A 19,503-nucleotide genomic window follows, 5' to 3' on the forward strand; every position below is an offset into this window, starting at 1 on the left:
AAACAGGCAGAAGAAATTGTGGCGGCTAAATCTGAGCTGACAGAAAAAGGCCTGGTGGCCAAATACCATTTCAACCATATAGTGACCCAAAGCCATTGTATGAAAGACGTGATTATACAAGCTGAAAAATTTGCGGCTGTAGATTCTACAATTTTAATTACCGGAGAAACAGGAACCGGGAAAGAGCTATTTGCTCAAAGTATACACAACGCAGGCAAACGCAGTTCCGGACCTTTTAGGGCTGTAAACTGCGCCTCTATTCCAGAGGCTCTTCTGGAAAGCGAGCTGTTTGGCTATGAAAGCGGGGCTTTTACCGGAGCCCGGAAAAATGGAAAAAAGGGGTATTTTGAATTGGCCTCTAAGGGCACTTTATTTTTAGATGAAATCGGAGAAATTCCCTGCAGCCTGCAGTCCGCTTTATTAAGAGTTCTGCAGGAGCATTCTATTATAAGAGTGGGGGGGAGACAGGATTATCCCTGTAAATGCCAGAATTATCTGCGCCACCCACCAGGATCTAAAGAAAGCTTGTGAAGAAAATCGTTTCCGCCAGGACTTATATCACCGCTTAAATATTTTAAGGCTGAATATTCCTCCCTTAACTCAAAGACCTGAGGACATCCCTATTTTGGCCCAATTTCTCCTTCAAAAAACTGCCCGCCGCCTGGGAATTTTGCCGGCTGTACCTGACCGGGAAATTATTAAAATGCTGGAAAACTGCAATTTCAGTGGAAATGTGAGGGAGCTGGAGGCAATGATGGAGCGCCTGAATGTATTAAAAAGCGGTCAGACTGTATCAGCTTCAGAATTTACTCAGATTTTTTCCGACAAGCTTTTTTCTGACGCCGGAAAAACCTGCCGCCTGATGGCAGATGAAATGCTGCATCAAAAACAGCCAAAGGAAGACGCTTTGATTCTTCCTTTGGCTGAAGCAGAAAAGCAATATATTCTTTCTGTAATGGAAGCCTGCGGCGGCAACAAGGCTTTAATGTGCCGTTATTTAAAAATCAGAAAAAGCACCTTGTGGCGAAAACTAAAGCAATACAGGCTGAATGAAAATCTTTGATACAGGTTTTTATCTTACCAGGCAAGGTTTCTTTGGATTAAACTTCCATCCTGGAATCAGGTACTGCATACCCATAGCGTCGTCTCTTGCTCCCAGACAATTATCCATATAAACCTGATGAGCCTTTAATACCTGGTCCATATCTACCTCGATGCCCAGTCCTGGTTTTTTAGGAACCTCCACGCAGCCGTCAACTATCTGAAGAGGCTCTTTTGTCAGTCTCTCCAGACCTTCCTGCCAGATCCAGTGTGTATCTAATGCATTATACTCTCCTGGAACTGCTGCTCCAACATGAGTAAACATAGCCAGAGAAATATCAAAATGGTTATTGGAATGGGAGCCCCATGTATATCCAAAGTCATGGCACATCTGAGCTACTCTTACAGATCCGCTCATAGTCCAGAAATGAGGATCAGCCAGAATAATATCTACTGCCTGAGATTCTAGAGAATGTCCTACTTCTCTCCAGTCTGTAGCAATCATATTAGTTGCTGTAGGGAAGCCTGTGCGGCGTCTAAACTCGCTCATAATCTCTCTGCCGGAGTATACTCCCTCTGCGCCGCATGGGTCTTCGCAGTATGTAAGAATGCCCTGCATTCCCTTTACATATTCTACAGCTTCCTCTAACAGCCAGCCGCCGTTAGGGTCCAGGTCAATTCTGGCGTCCGGAAATTCTTTTTTCAGAGCGCGGATTACGTCCATCTCTTCATTTCCAGGCAGAACTCCGCCTTTTAACTTAAAGTCCTGGAAGCCGTATTTTTCTTTTGTGGCTTTTGCAAATTCTACGATTTTATCTGCTGTAAGAGCCTCCTCATGGCGGATTCTGTACCACTCGCAGTCGCTGTCCGGCTCTGAATCATAAGGCAGGTCTGTTTTATTTCTGTCGCCTACAAAGAATAAATAGCCCAGCATTCTTACTTTATCTCTCTGCTGTCCGTCTCCTAACAGCTCGCATACAGGAACTCCCAGATGCTTTCCTAATAAGTCCAGACAAGGCGCTTCAATAGCAGTAAGCACATGTACTCCTGTGCGCAGGTCAAATGTCTGATTTCCTCTTACATCTTCCTCTCCCTTAGAATCCAGATGCTTTTTCACCTTCAGCAAAGTGCTTTTGTACTGGGAGATCTTTGTTCCCTCCACTAAAGGAATACACTCCTCTAAAGCCTTTGTAATCTTCTGTCCTCCCGGAACCTCGCCTACCCCTGTTTCACCATTGTCAGCATGAAGCACTACAATATTTCTGGTAAAATAAGGGGCATGAGCTCCGCTTAAATTCAGCTCCATACAGTCTTTTCCGGCCACTGGATATACTTCCATTTTTACGATTGTAGGTACCATAATGATTTCTCTCCTATTCTTTTTTATTTTCTCTTGGTTTTTGTGCGCTTTCTATTGCAATTCTTATGGTTCTATTGTATAAAAGAACTATGACTTAGTCAAATTACTTGTTTTTATTTTTTGACTTACTTTTAGTTATTTTATTCCAAGGAAAAGGAGCGCTTTTATGGACCTGAGACAGCTGGAATATGTTGTAAAAATTGCAGAGGAAAACAGTATAACGAAAGCAGCGGACAGACTGTATATTACTCAGTCTGGTTTAAATCAGCAGCTCCTGAAGCTGGAGGCAGATTTAGGAATTCAGCTGTTCCACCGCACGAAAAATGACTTTCGTCCTACAGAAGCCGGGATGATCTACGTCACCTATGCCAAAAAAATGCTGCAGATGAAGCAGGAGGCCTACAATATTATCCACGACATGACTGACAATAAAATCGGCCACCTGAACGTAGGCTTAACTCCTGAGCGGGGCAGCACCATGTTTATGGAAATCTATCCTAAGTTTTATAAGGCTTATCCAAATATTACAATAGAACCTTTAGAGATTGGAATTAAGAAGCAAATATCCATGATCTCCCAGGGATATTTAGATTTAGGCTTTGTCACTCTTACAGAGAAAGACAAAAGCTCTGACGAATATATTCATATTAAGAACGAGGATCTCCTTCTTGGAATCCCCCGCATTCACCCCATGGCCAAATACGCCAACGGTCCCGGGGAGCCCTACGCCACTATTGACCTGGAATATTTTAAGAAAGACAGATTCGTGCTGATGTCCAGAAATTCTACTATGAGAGGCGTGATTGATCCTTTATTTAAGGAAGCTGGATTTGCCCCAAATATTCTTTTTGAATCTGCCAGCAACTACACCTTATGTACCATGGTGAGAAATGGCTTAGGCTGCACCATTCTTCCGGAGGCTTATGCCACTGCCCAGGAATCTGTCGCCTATTTTTATTTGTCCTCCCGCCCTTCCTGGGAGTTGGCCGCCACCTACAGAAAGGGATCTTACCTGACAAAAGCAGCCAGGGACTTTATTTCCCTGGCTACCCAGTTCTGGACCTTAGACCAGACATCTGTATCTTAAATAATTTTAATTTTTTCTAATGATCTTTTCTGAAGCAGTCTTTTTACAGCAATGCCCAAATGACTGCTTCAGCGCTTTTTTCTTTCACATCAATGGTCAGCAGCGGCTCGTTAATATCTTCCAGATAATGAGCGTCTGAATTGCTGATAATCCTGCACTGCTCCAAGTAAGGATGTTCTCTTCTCATTTCATGGAGTTTTTTCAGATTCTTCAGCTCTGCCGTTTTAAACTCACTGTCAGGAGGCACAAACCCCAGATTGGCAATCAAACTATTGGCCGGCTTTTCCACGTGAGCCGGAAACATAACTCCATTTCTTTCCCGCACCAGCCGCCACAGCTGATCAAAAGAAATACTGCAGGCATTTATAAGCAAATAAGGCACCGTCCCCTGCACCTGATCATTACAATTATAAATTTCCTGCTTTCCAAATATATCCGGCCTGTTTTCCACAGGCATCAGCCGCTGATACACATAGTCGTCAAAATCCATAGCCGCCTCCAGCTCAGAAAACAGACAGACTGCGTGCACCTCCTCCTGAGTGCATATTTCCATGCCTGGTATGGCCAGCACTCCATACTCTCTGGCAGCGGCCAGCACTGCCGGACAATTTTTACAGGAATTGTGATCTGTCACTGCAATGACGTCCAATCCCTTTACTGCAGCCATACCTGCAATATTGGCGGGAGTCATATCCTGATCCCCGCAGGGAGATAAACAGGAATGGATGTGGAGATCATAATACAGATTCATACTTTTTCCCGCCTTTATCCGTTTATTAAATGATAGACTTTTAAGGCCGCCTCAAAAATCGGCTCTTCTGTTTTCAACACTGTAATTTCCTGTTCTCTGGCTTTTTTCATGGCAATTTCATCTAAAACAGCGCCCTCCGCCATAATTACACAGGCTGCGTCCGCCAAAGTAGCCACCGCCAAAGTATTCATATTGCCCATAACCGTTACCCAGGCGCACCCGGACGGAGCCTTTCCCATTGCCACGCTGAGAAGATCACAGCAAAACGGCTTTTCTATTTTCCGGCCTGTGTCCTCTCCTATATTAACCACCTGAAAAATTTCACTGTCCACCAGCTGCTGTACTGTCATAATACCTCCTATTCCCGGCCCTCTCCCGCTGCCTCGCCTTTTTTATCCTTATCCAGTCTGGACATATCCTCAGATATTTTATGAATATATTCCTTTAAAAGCCTTAAAGTTTCCTGGCCTCCTTTTTCTCCCGCCGCCATGTCGTCGGCTAACGCCGATACCTCCTGAGATAATTTATGTAAACTTTCTCTCAAATAGTAAACGCAGTCCTCTTCTCTTGCGTTTCCCCTCACAATATCTTCGGCCAAAGCTTTACATGTAGGAGCGCCGCAGGAACCGCAGTCCAAACCAGGCAGCTTTTTACAAAGTCTTTCCACCTGATTTAATCTGAAAAAGCTTTCCATCATAGTCTGGCCTAAATTAAATACCGGTTCAAACTCTACGCTTTCCGTCCAGTTAATAAACCCTTCCGCCTCCTCTTCCTCCATATGGCTTCTGGCCACAGGCATATATTTTCTCAGCCTTTTCAGCTTTACCTCAGCCACATAAGGATTCTCCACTGTCAAAACTCCACCGACACAGCCGCCGTTGCAGGCGTTCAGCTCTACAAATTGAAGGTTCGTAAACTTCTGATCCTCCAGATCCTCCAGGACCCTGATTACATTTTCAATGCCGTCCGCAGCCAAATAGCTTTCTGTAAACAGTCCTCCTGCCTCCCCTCCGCTTCTTCCCCAGCTGATACCGATTTTTCCGGACATGCCAATATCTGCAGGCTCGTCTCCCACTGCCTTCATATAATGAAGTAAATGGGGATAAACGTCTTTAATCGCCAGCACATGATCAATCTGGCTTTTTTCCGTGCCCAAAGGGGCCTTAGAATAAGTCACCTTAGACGGACAAGGGGAAATAAAGCAGATGCCTATTTTTTCTCTGGCCAGTCCCGTCTTTTTCACAGCCCTTTCCACAGCCAGACAGGCCGCCACCTCCACCGGAGGATTTAACGGCAGCATGTGAGAAATCAGGTTGGGAAATCTAACCCTGATCAGACGCACTACTGACGGACAGGCGGTGCTGATTAAAGGCAAATCCTCCTCATGGGAAGAAATATACTCTCTGGTTGCCTCAGACACCAGCTCCGCCGCCGCGCTTACTTCAAATACATCGTCAAACCCCATCATCAAAAGGGCGTTCAGAACAATATTTACATCGTCCAGATTATTAAACTGGCTGTATAAAGCAGGCGCCGGCAAGGCTACAGTATATTCATATTTTTTTATCACGTCCAGACTGTCATATGTAGCCTGCTTTGCATGATGAGGACAGACCCTGATACACTCGCCGCAGTCAATACAAAACTTACTGTTGATCTGCGCCTTGCCTCCCCTTACGCGAATAGCCTCTGTAGGACAGCGTTTGATACAGTTGATGCAGCCCTTGCAAAGCTCTTGTTCTAAATGAACTGAATGATAAAATTTATCCACTATAGATTCACCACCATTGTTATTGTTGTTCCCACTCCCAGCTTTGTATTGATCCTCATATCATCAGTGTATTTTTTCATGTTGGGAAGGCCCATCCCCGCTCCGAATCCCAATGATCTGACCGCATCAGGGGCGGTAGAATATCCGGCCTTCATGGCCAAATCCACGTCCGGGATTCCAGGCCCTACGTCGGCCAGCTCCATAGTAATCTGCTCCGGAGTAATACTCACTGTAATATGGCCGCCCCTGGCGTGAATCACCATGTTGATCTCCCCCTCATACATGGCAATAGCCACCTTGCGGATAGCGTCAGGGCTTACCCCCATCTGCTTTAACTTGCTTTTTACATCGCTGCTGGCTTCCCCGGCTCTGGTAAAGTCGTCGGGAGAAACCTTATATTGTAATACAATCGCTTCATCCATCAGATCTTTCCTCCTCTCAGGCCTGCCTCATACAGCATACCGCAGGCAGAAAACATCCTATGGCCTGTTTCCATAATCACCAGATCTCTTTCTTTTGCCATATCTAAAATGGACTGGTCCGGCTTTTTGCCCCGAATAAAAATAATACAGACAATGTCTAACATTTCCGCTGTGCGGATTACCTGGGGATTACATAATCCTGTAAGCAGAATCCCATGATCTTTGGAAAAGGCCAGCACATCGCTCATCATGTCAGAACCGCAGGCTGTTCTCACCTCTCTGTCCAAATGCTCTTCCCCCACTAAAATCCTTGCCCCCAGGGTTTTGCGAACTTCCTCAACCGTCATACATAAACACCTTCTCTCTTTAAATTTGGTAAATTTCTACAATTCATTATACCTAATTATTATATAGAATATCATCTGTTATAGTAATAATCAACATAAATAGTTTGTTATTTTCCTGACATTTTTTCATAAATGGTGGATTTTTATTTCTTTATATGATAAAATTGTTTATATATTGCATAACTTTAAGACTTAAACTGAGGAGGTTTACAAAATGGCTTGTAAAACACAAAGCGTCCCCTTTGCAGGGACCAAAGAGCAGGAAACTGCTTTGAAAAAGACCATTGCCCAGCTCAAGGATACAAAAGGCTGTCTGATGCCCATTATGCAGAAGGCACAGGAAATCTACGGCTACCTTCCTATTGAGGTGCAGACTATGATTTCCGACGAGACCGGTATTCCTTTAGAGAAAATTTACGGCGTATCTACTTTCTACGCTCAATTCGCCCTTCAGCCTAAAGGCCGCTACCAGATTTCTGTCTGTCTTGGCACTGCATGCTATGTAAAGGGTTCTGGAGAGATTTTTCAGAAGCTGGAGGAGCTGCTTGGCATTACCAACGGAGAATGCACTCCTGACGGTAAGTTTTCCCTGGACTCCTGCCGCTGTGTAGGCGCCTGCGGACTGGCTCCTGTTATGATGATTAACGATGAGGTTTACGGACGTCTTACCCCTGACCAGATTCCAGGAATTCTGGCTAAATATCAATAATCTATGATGACGGAAATCGCTCTTAACATACTGGACGTAGCAGAAAATTCCACCAGAGCCGGGGCTTCCCTGGTTACAATCCGCGTGGAGGCAGACACTGAGAAGGACGCTTTAACCGTAGTAATTAAAGATAATGGCTGCGGTATGACAGAGGAACAGGTAAATCATGTAACTGATCCGTTTTTTACTACCAGAACTACCAGAAAAGTAGGGCTGGGGGTCCCTTTCTTTAAATATGCGGCGGAAAGCACAGGCGGTTCCTTTACCATTCAGTCTGAAGTAGGAACAGGCACTGTGGTCACTGCTGTATTTGTCCTTTCTCACATCGACCGGATGCCTTTGGGAGATATTACTTCTACTATACATACCTTAGTTGTGTATCACCCGGATATTGATTTTTGCTACACATATCAGTTTGATAATAAGTCGTTTACCTTAGATACCAGAGAGTTCCGCCAGATTTTAGGCGGCGTTCCTTTAAATACTCCAGAGGTATCTGAATATATTATGGATTATCTTACGGAAAATAAAACAGAGACTGACAGCGGGACGGTTCTGTAAAGAGTCGTCAGATTGGAGGAAAATATGAAATCTCTTGAAGAGTTAAAAGCAATCCGCGAAAAAATGCAGAGTCAGGTTAGCATGAGAGCGGAGGACCATAACCATATCCGTGTAGTTGTGGGAATGGCTACCTGCGGAATTGCCAGCGGAGCAAGACCTGTTCTCACCACACTGTCCAACCTGGTTCAGGAAAAAGGACTGACTAACAAGGTGGCTGTGACACAGACAGGATGTATTGGACTGTGCCAGTACGAGCCTATTGTGGAGGTAATGGAGCCTGGCAAACCAAAGGTAACCTACATAAAGATGAACCCAGACAAAGCCGCAGAGGTTGTAGAGAGACATCTGGCAGGCGGTCATGTTGTTGAAAAATATACTCTTGGCTCAGAAGATATTAAATAAGGAGGACACACAATGTATCGTTCACACGTATTAGTCTGCGGCGGAACAGGATGTACATCCTCCGGAAGCCAGAAGATTATGGACACACTGAAAGAAGAAATTGCCAAACAGGGACTTACGGACGAAGTATCTGTTGTGCAGACCGGCTGCCACGGTCTTTGCGCCTTAGGCCCTATTATGATTATTTATCCGGATGCAACCTTCTACTCTATGGTAAAGGTAGAAGACATTCCTGAGATTGTCACTGAACATCTGTTAAAAGGCCGTGTTGTTACAAGGCTGCTTTACCAGGAGACTGTTACTCCTACAGGCGTAAAGGCTTTAGTGGACACTGATTTCTACAAAAAGCAGCACAGAATCGCACTCCGCAACTGTGGTGTAATTAACCCTGAAATTATTGAAGAATACATCGGTACCGGCGGTTACGCTGCTTTAGGAAAAGTGCTGACAGAAATGACTCCTGACGATGTTATTCAGTGCCTGTTGGACAGCGGCCTCCGTGGAAGAGGCGGCGGCGGTTTCCCAACCGGTTTAAAGTGGAAGCTGGCCAAAGGCAATGACGCCGACCAGAAATATGTCTGTTGTAACGCGGACGAGGGCGATCCCGGAGCATTTATGGACCGTTCCATTTTGGAGGGCGATCCTCACGCGGTTCTGGAAGCTATGGCTATTGCCGGCTACGCTATTGGAGCCAACCAGGGTTACATATATGTCCGCGCAGAATATCCTATTGCAGTAGAACGTCTCCAGATTGCCATCAGTCAGGCCCGTGAGATGGAGCTGTTGGGAAAAGACATTTTCGGAACAGGCTTTGATTTTGATATTGACCTTCGTTTAGGCGCCGGCGCATTTGTGTGCGGCGAGGAGACAGCTCTTATGACCTCTATTGAAGGAAACAGAGGCGAGCCTCGTCCAAGACCTCCGTTCCCGGCTCAAAAAGGTCTTTTCGGAAAGCCAACTATTTTAAATAACGTTGAAACATACGCCAATATCCCTCAGATTATCCTCAACGGACCTGAGTGGTTCTCTTCCATGGGTACAGAAAAATCCAAGGGCACAAAAGTATTTGCCTTAGGCGGAAAGATCCACAATACAGGCCTGGTGGAGATCCCTATGGGCACTACTCTCCGCGAAGTTATTGAAGAAATCGGCGGCGGCATTCCAAATGGCAAGAAGTTTAAAGCAGCTCAGACCGGCGGACCTTCCGGAGGATGTATTCCAGCTGAGCATTTCGATATTCCTATTGACTATGACAACCTGTTGGCCATTGGCTCTATGATGGGTTCAGGCGGACTGATTGTTATGGACGAAGACGACTGTATGGTAGATATTGCAAAATTCTTCCTGGAATTTACTGTAGAAGAATCCTGCGGCAAATGTACCTCCTGCAGAATCGGTACAAAGCGTATGTTAGAATTGCTGACTAAGATCACAAAAGGCAACGCTACCATGGATGATCTGCAGAAGCTGGAAGATTTGTGCTACTATGTAAAAGATAATTCCGCATGTGCTCTGGGACAGACTGCTCCTAACCCGGTGCTTTCCACTCTCCGCTATTTCCGCGATGAGTACGAGGCTCACATTAAAGAGAAACGCTGTCCGGCAGGAGTATGTAAAGCACTCCTCTCTTACCATATTGACACCGAGAAATGTAAAGGCTGTACTTTATGTGCACGTACCTGTCCTAACAATGCTATTATCGGTTCTGTTAAGAATCCGCATATTATTGACCAGGATAAATGTATTAAGTGCGGCGCTTGTATGGAAAAATGTAAATTCGGTGCAATCTACAAACAATAATGGAGGAAGAGCAATATGGAGAATATCACAATTAAAATTAACGGCGTAGAAGTCAGCGCTCCGGCAGGTTCCACCATTCTGGAGGCAGCCAGACTGGCTCACATTGAGATTCCTACGTTATGTTATTTAAAAGAAATCAACGAAATCGCCGCCTGCCGCATGTGTGTGGTAGAGGTGAAGGGCGCAAGAAGTCTGGTGGCTTCCTGCGTATATCCAATTAACCCTAATATGGAAGTCTGGACCAACACTCCAAAAGTAATTGAATCCAGAAGAAAAACACTGCAGCTGCTTCTTTCCAACCACGACAGAAAATGTCTTTCCTGCGTGCGCAGCGGAAACTGCGAGCTTCAGCAGCTTTGTAAGGAATTGGGCGTTGAGGCAGAAGGCTTCTTTGACGGTGAGAAAACCCCGTCTACTATTGATTACAGCGCGGCTCACATGATTCGCGACAACAGCAAATGTATTCTCTGCCGCCGCTGCAGCGCAGTCTGCGACAAGGTACAGGGCATCGGCGTAATCGGAGCAAACATGCGTGGTTTTGCCACATTTATCGGCTCCCCATTTGAGATGGGACTGGGAGAAACCAGCTGTGTATCCTGCGGTCAGTGTATTGCAGTATGTCCAACTGGAGCTCTTCAGGAAAAAGATTGTACAGACGACGTGCTGGCTGCTATTGCAGATCCGTCTAAACATGTGATTGTACAGACTGCTCCTTCTGTGAGAGCTGGTCTTGGAGAGGAATTCGGTTATCCAATCGGCACCAACGTAGAAGGCAAGATGGTTGCGGCTCTTAGAAGAATCGGCTTTGACAAAGTATTTGACACTGATTTTTCTGCGGACCTTACAATTATGGAAGAAGCTCACGAATTTATTGAAAGAGTACAGAACGGCGGCATTCTGCCTATGATTACCTCCTGTTCTCCAGGATGGGTAAAATATTGCGAGCATTATTTCCCAGATATGACAGAAAATATGTCTACCTGCAAGTCTCCTCAGCAGATGTTCGGCGCTATTGCAAAATCTTACTATGCTGAAAAAGCCGGAATTGATCCAAAAGATATTGTATCTGTCAGCGTAATGCCATGTACTGCAAAGAAATTTGAAATCGGCCGGGATCACCAGGCAGCCAACGGCGTGCCGGATGTAGACTACGCAATGACTACAAGAGAGCTGGCTCGTCTCATCCGCAAGTGCGGATTGAAATTCAACAATCTGCCGGATGAAGATTTCGATACTCCGTTAGGATTAAGCAGCGGCGCCGGAACTATTTTCGGAGCAACAGGCGGCGTTATGGAGGCTGCTCTCCGTACAGCTGTAGAGACTCTTACAGGAGAAGAGCTGAAAAATCTGGATTTCATGGAAGTCCGCGGAACACAGGGAATCAAAGAAGCTACATACAATGTAGCCGGCATGGATGTGAAGGTAGCTGTAGCCTCCGGCCTTGGAAATGCAAGAGAATTGCTGAATAAGGTTCATTCTGGAGAAGCAGATTATCACTTTATTGAGATTATGGGCTGTCCAGGCGGTTGTGTCAATGGCGGCGGTCAGCCTCAGCAGCCTGGTTATATCCGCAATACAGTAGATATCCGCGCTCTCCGCGCAAAGGTTCTTTATGACGACGATCAGGCCGACGCCATCAGAAAGTCCCACGAGAATCCTGCTATTATTGAACTGTACGATACATACCTTGGCAAACCGGGAAGTGAAAAAGCTCACCACCTGCTTCACACCAAATATGTAAAGAGAAGCATTAACGCAAAAAAATAAACGGCACCGGCAAAAAACCTGATAATTTATTTTGCCACTTTGAATACTGATTTTTCAAGACAGGGGTCAGAAAATCCTTGAGTTTATAGGATTTTCTGACCCTGCTTTTTTCACTTTGTTTTTATTTATTCTTCATGCTTGACCACACTTCTACAGAACTAACCCATACAACTATTACTGCTGTTTGCGGCCACCACAAAAATAAATGGATCAGCCCGCTGATGCAGCTATTTATAGATTTGTGCTCTTGTGACAGCAAGTTCTAGCCATCCTGGGAGTCATTCCATATTTTCGTTTAAATACTCTGTCAAAATAGCTGCAGTTGTCAAAGCCTGACTGAACGGCAATCTCTGTAATCGGATCATCTGTAGTTAGAATCCTCTCTCTGGCCTGAGAAAGGCGGTACTCATTTACACAATCTATGGGGGAGGATTTCATACCAATCTGAAAACACCTGATGGCCTCGCTTTTGCTGATATTGGCTGCCTCTGCAAGCTGAGACAATGTAATTTTTTCAGAATAATGACTTTCAATATACTGCTGCATAAGACGCAGACGGGCCTGGGAGCGAATGGAAATTCCCACCTGATTGGAGGTGGTGCAAACCTCTCTGTTGCAAAATAATTTTTCCCACAAACAGCAAACTAAAATATGAATCTTCAGCTCATGGTCCTGCTGATTATTTTCACTTAAATCATACAGTTTTTCTAATATTTCCAATATCTCTTTTTGCCAGGTTACTTTCTGCTGCAGAACAACGTGGGAGATAGATGATCTTAAAAACTCTCCCACATATTTTTCATAAATGCTTGTATTTTCCCCGGCAATTAAGCTGCCGGAAAATAAAGCATCAGATATAAAGCCCTGACCCTTTGCCTCCAGGCTGTGAATAACGCCTGTGTTAATAAAAATCCCGTCCCCTGCCTGTACTGGAATACTTTGGTTTCCAATCTGAAATATTACAGTTCCTGCAACAACTGTAACTAATTCAAATTCTTTGTGCCAATGGCTGCTGATTTTCCCAATATTAAACTTTTTTATGTCCTCCCGGTAATGCTGAAAGGGAAAACGCGCCGTGCCGTGATCCATCAGCTGTCTTAAAGACTGATCCGTTATGATTTCCGTAATCTGCTCCACTGTATTTCTCCCCGCTTTTCTCCTATAAAGACTTTGGTTATATTATACTATTATTTGGCTGTATATAGCAAAATTTCTTCTTATATCAGTCATATAATACAACTATAGCAAAGTTCATTCAATATTTATATGAGGTGACGGTATGAGCGGTTTCTGGATAAAATTAAATTCTATTAAAAAAATATCAGGTTTTTCCGAAATTATGGATGAATTTCATTTGCCTTTTTATATCACCAACGGCAGCTGCGAAATAACAACCAATAATTTTGAAGAACTATTTACCTGGGATTTATCTAAGCCTCTGCTGCTGAAGTTTCCTCCGGATTGCTGTCCAAAAGAGCTTTTAAACTCTATCAGCCCATATCTTCTGGACAACTAATCCAGAAAATCAAACAAGCTGATCTGCTTGATTTTCTTTTGTTCCCTGCTTTTCTCTTCTGTTACATAAACTGTGTCCTGTTCCTGCAGATCCTTTAAATATTCTGACTGTTCCTTAGAGGACGTAATAATTAACTCCTCCTTGGCTCTTGTCATACCTACATAAAACAGTCTTCGCTCTTCCTCCGGGTTTTCTACCCTTCCCTTTGTTTCTAAAGGCAGCAGGCCTTTCCTGGCGCCGTTTATGATTACCACCGGATATTCCAGTCCCTTAGAGCCGTGAAGCGTAGTAAGCGTTACAGCGTCAGAAGTATATTTCTTTCCGCCCCAGCGCTTTAAATCAAACTCCTGCCCAAATTCCAGCTCCTGAAAAAACTCCGCCATATTTTTATAGCACAGAGACATTGAGACAAATTTCTTTAAGGCCTCTTCATCCTCCTGAATATCAGCAGCCCATTTCTGCAAAATCTCTCCAGGAGCTTTTTTCTTTATTAAAGGCTTATATTTTTCCGCCAGCTTCTCCCACTCTTCCTGTCCCAGCCACTTCTCTGCCCCATCTTTTGCCATCTGATTTTCTTCCATTATACTGAGGAAAAATGCTGCTGTTCTCCTTATACTTTTATCTGTAAGAAATTCATCTCTTCCTGCCACAACATAAGGAATGCCTTCTTGCGATAAACATTTTTCCAAAAGCTTTGCCTGCTTTCTGGTTCTGTAAAGCACGGCAATGTCGGAAAAGCTTCTGCTGCCGGCCTCCTCCCCTTTTTCAGAGCCGGTCTGGGCCTCCAGCATATCAATTCCTCCCACCAGACGGCCGATTTCTTTGGCTGCATAAATAGCCTCGCTCATAGGCGAGCCGGCAGTTACTACCTTTACCTTTTTTCCGTCCTTTGCCGTGGCCTTCAGCTTTCTCTCCTCCCCTGGATTTTTGGAAATCACAGATAAAGCGTTATTTAAGATCTGTGGAGCTGAACGATAATTTTCTTCTAAGGAAATCCGGCACACATGGGGAAAATCCTCCTCAAGCTTTTGAAAGCATTTGGCCTCCCCGCCTCGGAAGCTGTAAATAGACTGATCCGGATCTCCAATGGCAAACAGCTCCCGCCCGTGTTTTCTCCACTCTTTGATCAGCTGATACTGAATAGGGCTTACATCCTGGAACTCATCTACAAGCAAATAATCAAAGCCCTTTCTCCACAAGGCTTTAGAGCTATCTTTTTGAGCAAGGATAAGGGCCTCTGTCTGAAGGTCATCAAAGTCCAGAGCATTGGCCTCTTTTAGTTTCTCTTCATATAACTCAAAAGCCTTAGCCCATTTTTCGTCTATTTCCTCTATCAGCTTCTGGTTCTCACATAGATTAGGCAGAATTTTTGTTTTTATCTCTGAAATCTGCTGAAGCAGCTGTCTTGGGCGTACCTTTAAATCCAGCTCCTCAATAATCTGAGCCCCTATATCTGCCGCCATTATTTCATCAGCCAGCTGAAACTCCCTTTCGCTTTTTTTCAGCAGATCAAAACAAATTCCGTGAAAGGTGCTGATTCTCATTAAACGGCATTTTCTGGCCCCTAAACGCTTCTCCAAACGCTCTCTCAGCTCCCTGGCAGCCTGATTTGTAAAGGTTACGGCAGTAATCTGAGACGCCTTTACCTTCCTGGCCTCCATCATATAACTAATTCTGGCTGTTAAAGTACCTGTTTTTCCTGTGCCCGGACCTGCAACTACTACAGTGTCAGAGCCTGCACTTTTCACAGCCATCTCCTGCTCTGAATTTAAAACTACGCTGCCAGGCAAGTTTTTGCCAGGCAGATTGTTGCCAGGCAGGTTGTTCTGCGTCTTAAATAATATTTCCCCTTGCGCCGCGGTCCCAGGCTCATATTCTTTTTCTTCTGACTTTTCCTCTGAAATCTCTGTTTTTTCCAACACTGCCGTCAGGCTGCTGTCAAAAAATAAGCTCATCTGCCCATCTGGATTTTGAATTTCATCCGGCTCAAATAAGTTAACTGTTCCGTATTCTCCGTCAAAGCCTGGATTTCTTTTGACATCCCCCTCGCGCAGCCTTTTAATGCCTTCTGCCACTAAATATCCGGACGCTTTTTTTATATCTTCAATAGGAATTTCCCTTAAAACTGAAAACTCGTTTCCCAGCTTTCTCATTAATTTCCAGTACTGCTCCTGTACCTTCACGCTGGCCGCCGACTTGCCTGTAGAAGCTCCAATTACCTCAGCCAAAGGAACCAGACTTTCAAATGGCTTAGCCCCGGGCTTAACGTAGCCTTCCTCTCTGTCCGCCAGCTGCTCTACCCTGTGGTCTACGCCTACAGTCAGTTTTTTTCCACATACAGGGCACTTTCCGCCAAGCCTTTCCGCCTCCACCGGGCTAAGGCAAATATGGCATTTTCTGTGGCCGTCAAAATGATATTTCCCTTCCTCAGGGAAAAATTCAATAGTTCCTTCCAGCCCTTCCCCTGTCTGAATCGCCTTTTCCAGATTGTCATAGCACATTTCCATCTGAAATAAATTTGCTTCTCTTCCCAGCTTTGCAGGAGAATGAGCATCCGAATTAGAAACCAGCTGATAAGAGTCCAGGGCAGACAGCCTCCAGTTCATAGGCGGGTCTGAGGACAAACCTGTCTCCATGGCATGTACATATGGGGCCATGTCCTCATAACATTCTTCCACACTGTCGAATCCGGAAAATGCTCCAAATAAGGAAAAATGAGGAGTCCATATATGAGCGGGAATATAAATTGCATTGGGACAAATATCTAAGGTTATCTCCAGCAAATCTCTGCAGTCCAGGCCTAATATAGGGCGGCCGTCAGAGTGAATATTTCCAATGGTCTCCAGCCTGGCCGCCAGTCTTTCCGCCTCCTCCAGTCCAGGCAGAAGAATTAAGCTGTGCACCTTTCTGACTTTTCCGTTCTTCTTGTAAATAGAACTAATTTCCCCTGACACTACAAATCTGGGCCTTCGGCTTCCTGCGCCTGTTCCGTCCTCCACAGCCAACTCCTTTTTCAGATAATACAGGCCGTCCTCCCCCGGCTCCAGCTTGTCCTTTAGCTCCTCCCTCCATGCAGGATGAGTAAAATCTCCTGTTCCTACTATATCTATTCCTTTTCTCCTGGCCCAAATATCCAGCTGCTCCGGCGTACAGTCCCTGCTGGTGGCTCTGGAATACCTGGAATGAATATGTAAATCTCCTATGTACATGTTTATCACCTTTTCTATGCTTTCTCTTTGGTTTATAATGATATATTGATTTTTATTATACCATCCGTGTACATAGGACAACAGGACCCAGATTTAATATGTTAAAATATTTCCGTCCCTTCCGTCAATAGAAAGCAGCAGCCATTCCTCTTTCCTGTCCATATAAGAGGCAGATGAAAATCCGTAGAAATTCCAAACCGGAATTAATTTCCACTGTCCATCCTGAAATACCATTCTGTACTCCAGATTGACTTTTTCCACATTTACATACATGTAATATTTCTCGCCTTCTGTTAAAGGCGGAAGCTTGCTATTGTCATAAAAGGCCTTAAAATACTGCTGGAAAATCTGGGAGACAGCTTCAAATGGAAGCAAAAACTCCTCCTCCCCACTTGGAGCGCCAATTTCCATTCTGGCAATGTCTTTTATATAAACTAATTTCCCCTCTTTATCTAAACACAGCTCTATATACTGAGGCCCTTCTATACTTGTATGTATCCCTGATACATAAAACCATTGTGAAATAGGTATATTGTCTAATACTCTAACATATTTTAAAATCATTAACTGGTCGTCAGTATCCTCATTTTTCCAAATTCCGTTTTCCTGTTTATAGATGCTTTTCTGCACCCATTTTTCTTCTCTCCTTACAAATTGGCCTGAATTCAGCTGAGCCACCAGCTGGTCCGCCTTTTCCCGGATATTCTCTTCAATCTGATTTTTTTCCTCCTGATTAAACGCAGCCCCCGCTAACTGGCCCGTAGTGTGGTATATTACAGAGGAAGCTCTTAAAACCGGCGTAACTGCGCTGCCTCCTTCCCCTTTCTGCACTATATAATCGTTGTTGTAATAAATATAATAGCTTTCGTCTAAATCATAACACTGCAGCCCTTCTGCCTCCTCCCAGGGCTTATCCTCTCCCCACTGAATTCCTGCATATGATCCTACTATTTTTTTCAAATTCTGATAATCTGCTTCGCTGTACGGAAGCAGTTTAATCTCCCTTTCCGGTATAGCGTCTGTGTCCGGCACCTGCACGAAAGCGTCCGCTGTAATCTCCACTTTATCCGAATGAACATTTATTTCATATTTCTCAGGAGCTTCCACTATCACAGCCAAATTCTCTTTCGCAGTTTCCTCTTCCCTTTCCTGGTCTTCCCCCTCTGTTTCCTTGGTCTCCTGACTTTCCTTTTTTTCTCCTATTACCATCTTATCTGTTTTTTGGCTGCAGGCGCTTCCCCACAGAGCAGCCGCGCAGATAATACTAATAACAGCTCCATATCTTACTTTTCTTTTCATCTATAGATTCTCCTTTCTTTAAAGTCCAATATTAATTGGTCTTTAAAGTCATCATAGATTATTTTCTGCCAATAATATTCTCCGTTTTGTAAAACTATTGTAAACCTTTTATTTTAGGAAAAATAACTGTGATTTTCGTCCCCTCTCCCTCCCTGCTTTCAATTTTCATTTTTCCACTGTGCAGCTTTACAATTTTCTCGCTAATAGCCAGTCCCAGCCCAGAGCCTCCTTCTTTTCTGCTTCTGGATTTATCCGCCATATAAAAGGCTTTTGTTACATAGGGCAAATCTTTTTCTCCTATGCCGCAGCCCTTATCTTCTACTGTAATACTCTGGGAAAACGCCTGAAGCTTTATTTTCTGCCCTGGCTTTGAAGCCCGGCAGCTATTTTGCACTAAATTAGAGAATAAGCTGACCAACAGCTGTTTGTCTCCATAAATAGCCATTTGAGGTTCACATTCCAGACAAAGGGAAATATTCTTCTGCTTTCTCATTTCCCTTGTCTCCTCCTTCACTGCCTCCAAAATTTCCCTGGCAGAAAGCTTAGTTTTTTCAATGGCCTCATTTTCATATGTTCCAATAAGACTTAAAAGCTTGGAGGACATCTGCTCCATTCTAACCCCTGACTGATAAATATATTGTACAGCCTTTTCTTTCTGCTCTTTATTTAAGCGCACGTGAAGAAGACTGTCAGCATATCCGATGATTGAGGTGACAGGCGTTTTCATTTCATGGGCCAAAGCTCCTAAAAGCAGCTGCAAGGTTTCTACCTGCTCCTCCACCTGCTCTGACATCTGATTAAAGGCTGCTCCCACCTGGCTCAGCTCATCATTTCCTTTTATATTTACCTTGGTCCCCCATTGTCCGCGGCTGACGGCTGAAGCAGCTGTTTTCAGCTCCTCTAAAGATCTGGTAATTTGTTTTACTAAAATAATAGACACTGTTCCGGCGCAGACCGCCACTGCCGCAAAAACAAAGGCATAAAGCTTCACCTGCCTGTTTGCCGCCTTCCATGCCTCTGAAATATCTTTTACCGCCATTACCTGAAACCCTTCCGGATATTCCAAAGGCCTTTTTACAAGAAGTATGTACTTGCCGCCAATACTTTGAACCATATACGGCTCTGTCAGCGCCTGAGGGTCTAATATTTCATAGTCGGTCAGATTCTGAATACACACCCCGTTTTTCAGCAGCCCATATCCCTTTACATAGCACCGTTTAAATTGGTATTTTAAATAAGCGTCTCTGGCCGCCTCCCCCATTACCTGAAGATCTTCTCTTGTCCCCACCTGCTTAATTGCCTGACCTAGGGCCTCCAGCTTTTCCTCCTCACTGTCAGCCAGCACAGTTAAACTATAATTTTTCATAGCATTTACGGAAAAAATACCGCAGATACTAAAGGATACTGTTAAAATCCCCAGTATAAGCAGCAGCAATTTTGTTCTTATTTTCATATGCTTCC

The 19,503-nt window shown here is 44.4% G+C and carries 19 protein-coding genes; 9 read left to right on the forward strand and 10 right to left on the reverse strand.

Annotated elements, in window-relative coordinates:
• The first annotated feature begins 99 nt into the window (after positions 1-99).
• Complete coding sequence (locus C1A07_RS16900) at positions 100-531, forward strand: sigma 54-interacting transcriptional regulator (RefSeq protein WP_242972352.1); 432 nt, start codon at positions 100-102, stop codon at positions 529-531.
• Entirely contained in the window at positions 494-1,063 is a 570-nt protein-coding gene (locus tag C1A07_RS05450) for an AAA-type ATPase lid domain-containing protein (RefSeq protein WP_456298585.1), read from the forward strand. The genes C1A07_RS16900 and C1A07_RS05450 overlap by 38 nt, the downstream gene beginning before the upstream one ends.
• 9 nt (positions 1,064-1,072) lie before the next feature.
• Here C1A07_RS05450 and C1A07_RS05455 read toward each other — a convergent pair whose 3' ends face one another.
• Entirely contained in the window at positions 1,073-2,401 is a 1,329-nt protein-coding gene (locus C1A07_RS05455) for an enolase C-terminal domain-like protein (RefSeq protein ID WP_101876210.1), read from the reverse strand.
• Between the two features lie 166 nt (positions 2,402-2,567).
• On the opposite strand from C1A07_RS05455, the gene C1A07_RS05460 reads away from it, so the two are divergent.
• Complete coding sequence (locus tag C1A07_RS05460; protein ID WP_101876211.1) at positions 2,568-3,488, forward strand: LysR family transcriptional regulator; 921 nt, start codon at positions 2,568-2,570, stop codon at positions 3,486-3,488.
• 43 nt (positions 3,489-3,531) lie between these two features.
• On the opposite strand, the gene C1A07_RS05465 is transcribed toward C1A07_RS05460, so the two are convergent.
• The 5 genes from C1A07_RS05465 to C1A07_RS05485 are packed head-to-tail and all read right to left on the reverse strand — an operon-like array spanning position 3,532 to position 6,779.
• Complete coding sequence (locus C1A07_RS05465; protein ID WP_101876212.1) at positions 3,532-4,239, reverse strand: PHP domain-containing protein; 708 nt, start codon at positions 4,237-4,239, stop codon at positions 3,532-3,534.
• 14 nt (positions 4,240-4,253) lie between these two features.
• On the reverse strand, positions 4,254-4,589 hold the full coding sequence (locus C1A07_RS05470; protein WP_101876213.1) for a hypothetical protein: 336 nt from the start codon (positions 4,587-4,589) through the stop codon (positions 4,254-4,256).
• Positions 4,590-4,597: 8 nt separating this feature from the next.
• The gene (locus C1A07_RS05475) at positions 4,598-6,010 is read right to left on the reverse strand and encodes a [Fe-Fe] hydrogenase large subunit C-terminal domain-containing protein (protein ID WP_101876214.1); all 1,413 of its coding nucleotides are present in this window, start codon (positions 6,008-6,010) and stop codon (positions 4,598-4,600) included.
• Positions 6,010-6,432, reverse strand: a complete 423-nt coding sequence (locus C1A07_RS05480; RefSeq protein WP_101876215.1) for an ATP-binding protein — start codon at positions 6,430-6,432, stop codon at positions 6,010-6,012. The genes C1A07_RS05475 and C1A07_RS05480 overlap by 1 nt, the downstream gene beginning before the upstream one ends.
• Positions 6,432-6,779, reverse strand: coding sequence for a DRTGG domain-containing protein (locus C1A07_RS05485; RefSeq protein WP_101876216.1), 348 nt, complete (start codon positions 6,777-6,779; stop codon positions 6,432-6,434). The genes C1A07_RS05480 and C1A07_RS05485 overlap by 1 nt, the downstream gene beginning before the upstream one ends.
• Positions 6,780-6,993: 214 nt before the next feature.
• Between C1A07_RS05485 and nuoE the strand changes: the two genes are divergently transcribed.
• From nuoE to C1A07_RS05510, 5 genes are read left to right on the forward strand one after another with little or no spacing between them, the layout of a single operon-like run.
• Complete coding sequence (nuoE, locus tag C1A07_RS05490) at positions 6,994-7,488, forward strand: NADH-quinone oxidoreductase subunit NuoE (RefSeq protein ID WP_101876217.1); 495 nt, start codon at positions 6,994-6,996, stop codon at positions 7,486-7,488.
• A 3-nt stretch (positions 7,489-7,491) separates the two neighbouring features.
• Complete coding sequence (locus tag C1A07_RS05495; protein WP_101876218.1) at positions 7,492-8,049, forward strand: ATP-binding protein; 558 nt, start codon at positions 7,492-7,494, stop codon at positions 8,047-8,049.
• 24 nt (positions 8,050-8,073) lie between these two features.
• Positions 8,074-8,451 carry a (2Fe-2S) ferredoxin domain-containing protein gene (locus C1A07_RS05500; protein ID WP_101876219.1) on the forward strand — a complete coding sequence of 126 codons (378 nt, stop codon included), beginning with the start codon at positions 8,074-8,076 and terminating at the stop codon, positions 8,449-8,451.
• Between the two features lie 12 nt (positions 8,452-8,463).
• A complete protein-coding gene (nuoF, locus tag C1A07_RS05505; protein WP_101876220.1) occupies positions 8,464-10,251 on the forward strand; it encodes an NADH-quinone oxidoreductase subunit NuoF in 1,788 nt (595 codons plus the stop codon).
• Positions 10,252-10,266: 15 nt separating this feature from the next.
• On the forward strand, positions 10,267-12,018 hold the full coding sequence (locus tag C1A07_RS05510; protein ID WP_101876221.1) for an NADH-dependent [FeFe] hydrogenase, group A6: 1,752 nt from the start codon (positions 10,267-10,269) through the stop codon (positions 12,016-12,018).
• 231 nt (positions 12,019-12,249) lie between these two features.
• On the opposite strand, the gene C1A07_RS05520 is transcribed toward C1A07_RS05510, so the two are convergent.
• A complete protein-coding gene (locus C1A07_RS05520; protein WP_101876222.1) occupies positions 12,250-13,155 on the reverse strand; it encodes an AraC family transcriptional regulator in 906 nt (301 codons plus the stop codon).
• Positions 13,156-13,297: 142 nt separating this feature from the next.
• On the opposite strand from C1A07_RS05520, the gene C1A07_RS05525 reads away from it, so the two are divergent.
• The gene (locus tag C1A07_RS05525; RefSeq protein WP_101876223.1) at positions 13,298-13,534 is read left to right on the forward strand and encodes a hypothetical protein; all 237 of its coding nucleotides are present in this window, start codon (positions 13,298-13,300) and stop codon (positions 13,532-13,534) included.
• On the opposite strand, the gene C1A07_RS05530 is transcribed toward C1A07_RS05525, so the two are convergent.
• The 3 genes from C1A07_RS05530 to C1A07_RS05540 form a co-directional block, all read right to left on the reverse strand.
• Positions 13,531-16,743: a UvrD-helicase domain-containing protein gene (locus C1A07_RS05530; protein ID WP_101876224.1), complete on the reverse strand. Its 3,213-nt coding sequence runs from the start codon at positions 16,741-16,743 to the stop codon at positions 13,531-13,533. The genes C1A07_RS05525 and C1A07_RS05530 overlap by 4 nt on opposite strands.
• 93 nt (positions 16,744-16,836) lie before the next feature.
• A complete protein-coding gene (locus C1A07_RS05535; RefSeq protein WP_101876225.1) occupies positions 16,837-18,042 on the reverse strand; it encodes a DUF6034 family protein in 1,206 nt (401 codons plus the stop codon).
• Between the two features lie 94 nt (positions 18,043-18,136).
• The gene (locus tag C1A07_RS05540; RefSeq protein WP_101876226.1) at positions 18,137-19,495 is read right to left on the reverse strand and encodes a sensor histidine kinase; all 1,359 of its coding nucleotides are present in this window, start codon (positions 19,493-19,495) and stop codon (positions 18,137-18,139) included.
• Positions 19,496-19,503: the final 8 nt, after the last annotated feature.

It is taken from the genome of Lachnoclostridium edouardi, assembly GCF_900240245.1.
GTDB lineage: Bacteria > Bacillota > Clostridia > Lachnospirales > Lachnospiraceae > Lachnoclostridium_A > Lachnoclostridium_A edouardi.